10 protein-coding genes and 1 pseudogene are annotated in these 7,379 nt (G+C 31.2%); 1 reads left to right on the top strand and 10 read right to left on the bottom strand.

Annotated elements, in window-relative coordinates; all coding sequences use genetic code 11:
• The 6 genes from IGI47_RS13950 to IGI47_RS13975 form a co-directional block, all read right to left on the bottom strand.
• Nucleotides 1–494 (bottom strand): hypothetical protein (locus IGI47_RS13950; protein WP_438784551.1); only part of this gene is annotated, 494 nt, incomplete at its 3' end.
• Between the two features lie 347 nt (nt 495–841).
• Entirely contained in the window at nt 842–2,188 is a 1,347-nt protein-coding gene (locus tag IGI47_RS13955; protein WP_438784552.1) for a hypothetical protein, read from the bottom strand.
• A gap of 57 nt (nt 2,189–2,245) precedes the next feature.
• Entirely contained in the window at nt 2,246–2,551 is a 306-nt protein-coding gene (locus IGI47_RS13960; RefSeq protein ID WP_438784553.1) for a hypothetical protein, read from the bottom strand.
• Nucleotides 2,552–2,569: 18 nt separating this feature from the next.
• Complete coding sequence (locus IGI47_RS13965) at nt 2,570–3,169, bottom strand: hypothetical protein (RefSeq protein WP_438784554.1); 600 nt, start codon at nt 3,167–3,169, stop codon at nt 2,570–2,572.
• On the bottom strand, nt 3,150–3,434 hold the full coding sequence (locus IGI47_RS13970; RefSeq protein ID WP_438762222.1) for a hypothetical protein: 285 nt from the start codon (nt 3,432–3,434) through the stop codon (nt 3,150–3,152). The genes IGI47_RS13965 and IGI47_RS13970 overlap by 20 nt, the downstream gene beginning before the upstream one ends.
• 82 nt (nt 3,435–3,516) lie before the next feature.
• Complete coding sequence (locus IGI47_RS13975) at nt 3,517–3,690, bottom strand: type II toxin-antitoxin system CcdA family antitoxin (RefSeq protein WP_438784555.1); 174 nt, start codon at nt 3,688–3,690, stop codon at nt 3,517–3,519.
• 138 nt (nt 3,691–3,828) lie between these two features.
• On the opposite strand from IGI47_RS13975, the gene IGI47_RS13980 reads away from it, so the two are divergent.
• Nucleotides 3,829–3,936 (top strand): type I toxin-antitoxin system Fst family toxin, encoded by a 108-nt coding sequence (locus IGI47_RS13980; protein WP_438724057.1) that lies wholly within the window; start codon nt 3,829–3,831, stop codon nt 3,934–3,936.
• A gap of 377 nt (nt 3,937–4,313) precedes the next feature.
• Here IGI47_RS13980 and IGI47_RS13985 read toward each other — a convergent pair whose 3' ends face one another.
• The 4 genes and pseudogenes from IGI47_RS13985 to IGI47_RS14000 all read right to left on the bottom strand — a co-directional run.
• Nucleotides 4,314–4,631, bottom strand: coding sequence for a hypothetical protein (locus IGI47_RS13985; RefSeq protein ID WP_438762224.1), 318 nt, complete (start codon nt 4,629–4,631; stop codon nt 4,314–4,316).
• A gap of 280 nt (nt 4,632–4,911) precedes the next feature.
• A complete protein-coding gene (locus tag IGI47_RS13990; protein WP_438784556.1) occupies nt 4,912–5,940 on the bottom strand; it encodes a replication initiation factor domain-containing protein in 1,029 nt (342 codons plus the stop codon).
• Nucleotides 5,941–6,930: 990 nt separating this feature from the next.
• Entirely contained in the window at nt 6,931–7,107 is a 177-nt protein-coding gene (locus IGI47_RS13995; protein ID WP_438784557.1) for a hypothetical protein, read from the bottom strand.
• Between the two features lie 73 nt (nt 7,108–7,180).
• Nucleotides 7,181–7,379: pseudogene (locus tag IGI47_RS14000) on the bottom strand (hypothetical protein); the annotation flags it as partial.

The raw sequence follows: 7,379 nt of genomic DNA on the forward strand, positions 1-7,379 counted from the left end.
ACCGTATAACATTCAACCACTTCAAAGGTTTGTTCACGTAAAGGTTTCGTCACACGACTAAAGTGTTGACTCGTACCAAATATTTTTATCTGTTGTTTTCGTTGTTGCGTCGCAACCGCAAGAACACGAGAACTAAAATTCCGAGTATCATAAACATCAAATTCATTCTGTATCTCATCAATTGCAAATACTATCCCCGCTTCATTGCGAAGAGTCAAAATCTGTTCCCATGAGTCAAGAGAGACATCTTCATGGATATAACCAAAATTCGTACAAATCACTACATCAGGATACTTCTTCCTAATCCTTTCTAACTGTTCAACCAAACTCATTGTTTTCCCACTACCTTGCATTCCTGCAAAGATTGTTAAACCATACATTTTAAATCTTTTTCGCTCTTCATGATCAAATAAATCTTTGATTTTACATTTTAAAAATCGAAACAACTTAACAAATACATTTTGATTCGACAAAATCTCAAATTCACGTTTCAATTCACTTTATCCACCTTTCAAAATTATTCGAGCAATTTCGCAGGTTATATTTTTTTCGCGTGCGCGGGGGCGCTCGCGCGTCCCATGCGCCCCGCGAAAAAAAATATTAACCAAGCGAGAATTTGCTCAAAATAAATCTTAGAATACGTGTAAGAAAGCCTAAATTGTCTACGACAACAATTGCAGTAATACACGCAAGAACAAGCTTAAAGCTAACCAAAGTGTCAAAATATGCCAAAGTATCCGAAAAAGCAGAGAAATTCAACTCTTCTGCGGAAGGAAATTTTATCGTAGGAAACAAATCAACAATAAAATTTAAGATACCTACAAAAAAATCGACAAACATTTTAAGTAGCAATAACATCACCTTCCCCGACAAGACGCTTGTAAATCGTGATACATGTCCACAAAAAGACAAAAATATTCGCTACATTTCTAACAACAGGAACAAAACTACCAAACCAGCTTCTAGGAAATGGGTACAACCTTTCTCCACGATAAACAACATAAAAATCATATAAAGATTTCTTGCTAGAAAACAAAGATTTAATGTAATCAATCAACTTAAAAATAAAATCAAATTTATCTTTTAAGCGATCAATAAAATCAGAAAAAGAGTCTTGTATCCCGTCAAAATCAGGAACAAAAAAATCCTTAAGCCATGTCAAAATACCAGAAATAGCACCACCTATCACACCAGAACCAACATCAACATCAGTATCAGAACCAGCACCTTCACCAGTACCGACATTTTCGATAGGCGTGGATATTGCAATATCATCAACCAACGCACCATCAACAACACCAGTTTGAGTAATAGGTTTTGTTTCATCAAAAGTCAACTGAGTTCCAATGGCAACATCTTTCGCAAGAGTACCACTACCAGCTAACGTCTTTGTAATAGTTCCAACACGGACATCTATATCTAATCCTGTTAAAACTCCTATAGGATAATCAATAGAATCATAACCACGCTTCACCTTCAAATACGTTAAATCTTTAGTTGTTCCAGTGGTAGTCAAACCATAAGTAACCGAATCAGGAGTAGTAGTAATCACACGTAAAGCACCAAGCGGATTCGCTGCAGGAGTAGAAACAAAACCAATCTCAGGCGTATACTGAGAAAAGCCTCCGGACCTAACAGTCAATTCGAGAGTATTCATCCACATATTGCCATCAGAATCCACTTCAAAACCATTCGCAATAGGTCTAGCAGTAAGATAAGCTATATTAGCGCCAAAAAGATTCGCCAAATCAATATAAAAACCATCATTTGCTTGAATACTTGCGGCGTTTAAAGGTTTATAAAACCCCGAACCATCAAAATAATTTTTATTTTCAACTACATAATCTTGTTTCAAAGCATTTTGAATCAAACTATAACTAAAAGCAGTAAAAGCTACAGCAGTGGTATTCTCAAAAACAAATTCAGCCATCTCAGAAGCTGTAAGACCAATACCAATCGATCTCCCTTTTTCTTCAAGCTCGTCCCAGTTTTTAACAGCAACACCGCCAACAGCCAGACCAGCAAGTCCCAAAAGCACATACTTCAAATTTCCAGGTCCTCTAATTCTCTTATAATCAGCAATCGTAGGAGCATCAGAAAAACTCAAAGTAGCAGTATTCGCATGAACCTTGTCAAAACTAAAAAAAGTAAAAAAAATAGCTATCAAAACAAATAATCTATTCTTCATAGAACATCTCCTAATAAAAAAATAGACATTCCGAAGAATGTCTATTCAGTTATTCGATTAAACAGCTTTACCGAAGAAACGTTTTGCAATTTTAACAGTTGCAAAAGCTACAGCAATTAACCCGCCGATAGATAAAAGAATTGGTAAACCACCAGAAATAACCTCAGTAGCACCAGTTTTTATTTCATTCAATGTAGTTGAAACAGCATCAGTAGAAGCAGATCTTACAGCTCTAGCACCTGAAGAAACAGATTCATCAGCGAAAGCCGCAGGACCTAAAGTAGAAACAGAAGCTACCGCACCAGTAACAAATAAACGTGTTTTAAAGCTTGCATTCATAATTTTTTCTTTCAAATTTTTCATAAAATATTCCTCCAATAATTAAAAAATTGATCTTAAAATTGATTGATAAATTTTATAAATAGAGAAACCTGCGATCAAAACTGGTATAATAAAAACAATAAAGATATAGCCAGCAGTATGAAAGCCGATTTCAAGCTGTTGTGCAGAAGGATCAATATAAGTTTGGGCTTGTATTGATCCTATTTTTTGATCTAAAATATTGAAATTATCCCCCGAAATTTTCTCAGTATTCAAAGAAACATTCGTAACTTTTTCTAATAAGTCATTTCTAGCCTGTTCAGAAGCCTGCACCTCCTTAAAATATTCAGTTTTAAATTCATCAAAAGAGACAAAATACTCTTTTAATTTAGTTAATTGATCAGAATAAACCATATCCATAAAATTTGAAGATTGATAAAGATAAGGATATATATAACTTCTCATCCAATAGTCATGGTTCATCGAAAAATCAACTAGAGCTATATAATTGTACTTTTGAGCCTGTATTATAGCTTTCGTATCATTCGACAATCCTTCCTGTTTTAATAAATTGTCAAAATCTGTCGTATCAACTTGAAAACCTGCTCTAGTATCTTTTAACTCAGGAATTTGAATTATATTATTCTCTGTTCCATCCATCTAAAATCCCCACCAATTCAAGCTCTAAAAAACCTTTATAATTACGGGTCATTTTCTTAACTAAAGTAACCTCACAAGGCACTTTTTGAGTAAAAATAGAAAGAATTGCAAGATTCTCAGTAATTTCATATGCTACTTTCTTCCCAAAACCTTCGTTCACAGGATAAGGAACTAAACAACTCAATTTTGCTCGATCTACACCATCTACTTTATAATTGTGAAATCCTACTAACTCTACTTGTTCATATACTTCATTCATATTCATTACATCCCTTCTTAAACTACACAAAAATTACGCGAACTTATTTTTGTGCGCATAAATATATTATAAAAAAAACAAAGCTTTTTCAACTCTTTTTTTTACTGTATTTTTCACGTTCTTCATCACTAGCTTTATATATATAATAAAACAAAGAATCCTCAAGAATAGCCGACAAATTAAGATTTAACTTTTCGGCTTCATCTAAAATTTTATTATTAATACTAACATTTTTAGCTCTCTTTTTCTCTTGATAATCCAATCTATTTCTTCCCATCAAATCCCTCACTTCAAAAAGAGCTTTTTTCTATTAATATTAACACATATAGCATGTTCAAAAACCAAACAAAAATAATAAAAAATAAAGTATAATGAAAAAGGCAACTTGCCCCAAAAGGGGGTGGCTATATTGTTTTACCAAATCATTTCGTTAGTTATCGCTCCACTATTTGTGGCTCTAGTAAACACCCTAGTTTCTCACTGGTTAGACGAGAAAGAAGATAACTAAAAGCAAGTTGCTTTCTAACCCACACGCTTATAATCCACAATAAGTGCATAAAAAAACCCAACCTACTGCAATAGGTTGGGTTTTGTGCTATATTGTTCCAAATCATTTCGTTTCCACAATCCAATTATAATATATAAAAACAATAAAATCAAAAATACTATTTACTTTTCACTAAAATTAAAAAATCAATATACTAAAAATAGAAACTCAAAAAAATAAAAAGCTAAAATAAAATATAATAAAAACAGCAACAAAAAAAGCAAGTTGCTATCTAGCCTATAAAACCTAAAGTGCATATAAAACCCAACCTACTAAAGTGGGTTGGGTTTTATGCTATATTCTTCAAAGTTATTTTGTCTTCAAAAAACATTATAAAATCATTTTGTCTTATTATAAATTTCTTTGAAATCCTTAGAATCTGTTTTTCCTGATTTATAATTTTCATGTATAACCTTTTTTTGTTTTTTTAAAGCAGATTTAACTAATCTATTATATTTTCTTTGTCTTCCTGTTAAAGAAGTATCAAAAAATATATTAATAATAGCCATAAAGATAGAATATATAATCAAATAAATAAAATATAAAATAAAAAAAACTAAAGATAATAATAACAATTGTAAAAAAGAATTCTGAATAATAAATAATTGATATAAATCATCAAATTCATTAAATAATTTTAATAATACATTTTCCAAAAATATCATCCCTAATATAATATTTTTACACTAAAACAAAAAATTTTATTTATATCATATATCGAAATATCAACAGGACTATATAAAACATATCCATCTCTATTTAAAAGAAATAAAAAAAACGTGTAATCAAATAAATCAAAAAAAGAAAATCCTAATTTATAAAATTCAGATATATCATAAATTTCAATCACACAAAATACCCCATGAAAAATATACAATAAATAAAAAAGATTAATTTACTCAAAAAAAAACGAAACCCAAAATTGGATTTCATTTTTTACTTACCACTAACGTCTAAACCAAGTAACCAAGTATCGAGTTCTTTTTTTAATTCATCAGCACTCTCTGAAAAACTTTCTCTTAAATGTTGAGTAAGTTCATCATTTTTAGATTCAAGTTTCAAAATATCTCTATATTTATACTTAGTTTTACGAGATAAAATCGACCAATTAGAATGATCTGCAATTAAACCATCAATCATTATTTTATCTATAGATTTAACATGAGAAGGCAGATAATGCGGAGAACAAAAACTATCAAGACTTTCATTAACAATATTATGCCACTCATTAGCTTTACCACGTCTTAATTGCAACTCTAAACGCCACCAAGTATTAACTTCATCTGGAATAACCTTCTTCTTGTTTTGTTGTTCTAATTTTTTATTATACATACGTATTTGACGTTCACTTGAGCGACTACCCCAATAAGCTGTCTCAAGAGCACCAGAACGACCATAAATAGGTTTAAAAGAAACAGAATCAACAACTCTATACTGAGTTATAAAATCATCTGGAACATCAATAATATCGCAAGCTATATCTGCACGTGAAAAATGGGGCTCTAAAAATAAATCGTGAATAAAGTTCTTCATACTACCAGAAAGAAATTCTCCAATTTTATTCGGATTAAAATCAATGCGTCCATAACCTTTTTGAAACTTAAGCATCTCAATAAAAGCAATGTTTTCCCCATAATGATCACATAATTTCCAAGAATTTTGACCAACTGCTTCGAGAAAACCATTATTTTCATTCAAACGCATAAGTTGTTCAAAATTAACTAAAATAGTTCCATTATTAGTCCGATACCAAATGTTTTCTTTAAGCTTTCCAACAATGGTAATCCTATCTATTGACCAGGTAAGTTTAATAAGGGTGTCCCTATCTTCCACACTTAACCGCCTGTTAGAGGGTGCGGTTAATTTTTCCCACTCATTTAACGTTGTTCTTTTTTCACGATCTCGAACACCTAAATTTTCATTATTTAAACTTTCTGAAGTAATTTCTTCTTGATTTTTTTTCATTTCTCATATACCCTTAACTCGTAGATAAGAAGACGTATGCCCCTAATGCATACATAAAAAAATAGTCTTACGTTACAAGTTGCCTTTCTGATATTTAGTTTGAATTCGACACTTAAACTTTATCACTGGCCTTCTTGCAATGCAAGGCTATTTTTTATGAAGTCTAAATGCCTAAAAAATTAAAAAAAATAAAAAAAAGATAAAAACCAAAATAAAGAAAATAAAATAAATAATATAATCACATACACATTTTTTCTGTTTTTTTGTATTCCATATCAAAAAAAACTATCTAACTAATATCAAATCTTGTTTTTAGTCCCTTGTTCGTGTATGCAAGGGACCATTTTTATTTTAACCATCAACTTCCCCACAATCTCAAGATAAGTAAGGTACGATTGTTTTTTTCAAAAAATAAAAAATATAGATAAAACTCAAAATAGAGAAATGAAAACAAATAAAATAAATTCATACACGATTATTTCTTTTTGCATTTCATATCAACCTATCTAGCTGATATCAAATCTTGTTTTTTAGTCCCTTGTTCGTGTATGCAAGGGACCATTTTATTTTAACCATCAACTTCCCCACGCTCTCAAAAAAAGAAGGCCCAATTATTTTTTTTTATCCAAGAAAAAATAGAAAAAAATAGAAAAAGAACAAAAACAAAAAGTAGTATGAAATCATACACACCCTTATAATCAAAAATGAGTTTTCCTTAACTTAGTTTTATTACATGAGAAGATCATCCATTTCAACCTAAAAACTTTTATTTTTATCCCTTGTTTGTGTATGCAAGGGACATTTTTTTATCTTAAACTTCAACTCCCCACCCCCTCGTTCTCGAGGGGCACCCTCGCCGGTAGGCAGCTCTCTTCGGCATTTCATACCAAAGAGAGAAATTTAAGGGTCTGGGATATCGTTTGTAGCTGTCAATGCATAAATTCCCTCGCTCCGCTCAGTCAGACATTTATAATTGACAGCGCCATATATCTACTTCTTTTTTATATTTTCAATAAACTTCAAAGAAAGAGAATCCCAATGTTCATCAATATTTTCTATTCTTTTCAAAAAAATTGTATAGAAAAAGAAAGGATTATAAATCAAAGGATTACAAACCAAGAACGGATATTTCTTTAAATACGCAGTAATTTTTTCTTGATCATTCATAAACCTTTCCTCCATGAAAATGATAAAACAAACGCAAATAATAAAACTAAAAAAAAGATACTTTCCAAATCCTCTAACATTTTTTATGCTCCTTTTCAGCCGCAATCATCTTATTAATCACCGCATAACTATCGTATAATTCACGGATTTTTTTCGTTTGTACAAAATTACGTCTCCACTTCCTGTGGAGCTTTCTACGGGCTTCTGGGCGCCCTATGGTGTCTTCATAGTCTTTCGCATTAAAACAACGCTGGAACGTCCACCAGCCTCCT

It is taken from the genome of Enterococcus sp. AZ191 (assembly GCF_051713845.1).
In the GTDB taxonomy this organism is placed as follows: domain Bacteria; phylum Bacillota; class Bacilli; order Lactobacillales; family Enterococcaceae; genus Enterococcus_B; species Enterococcus_B durans.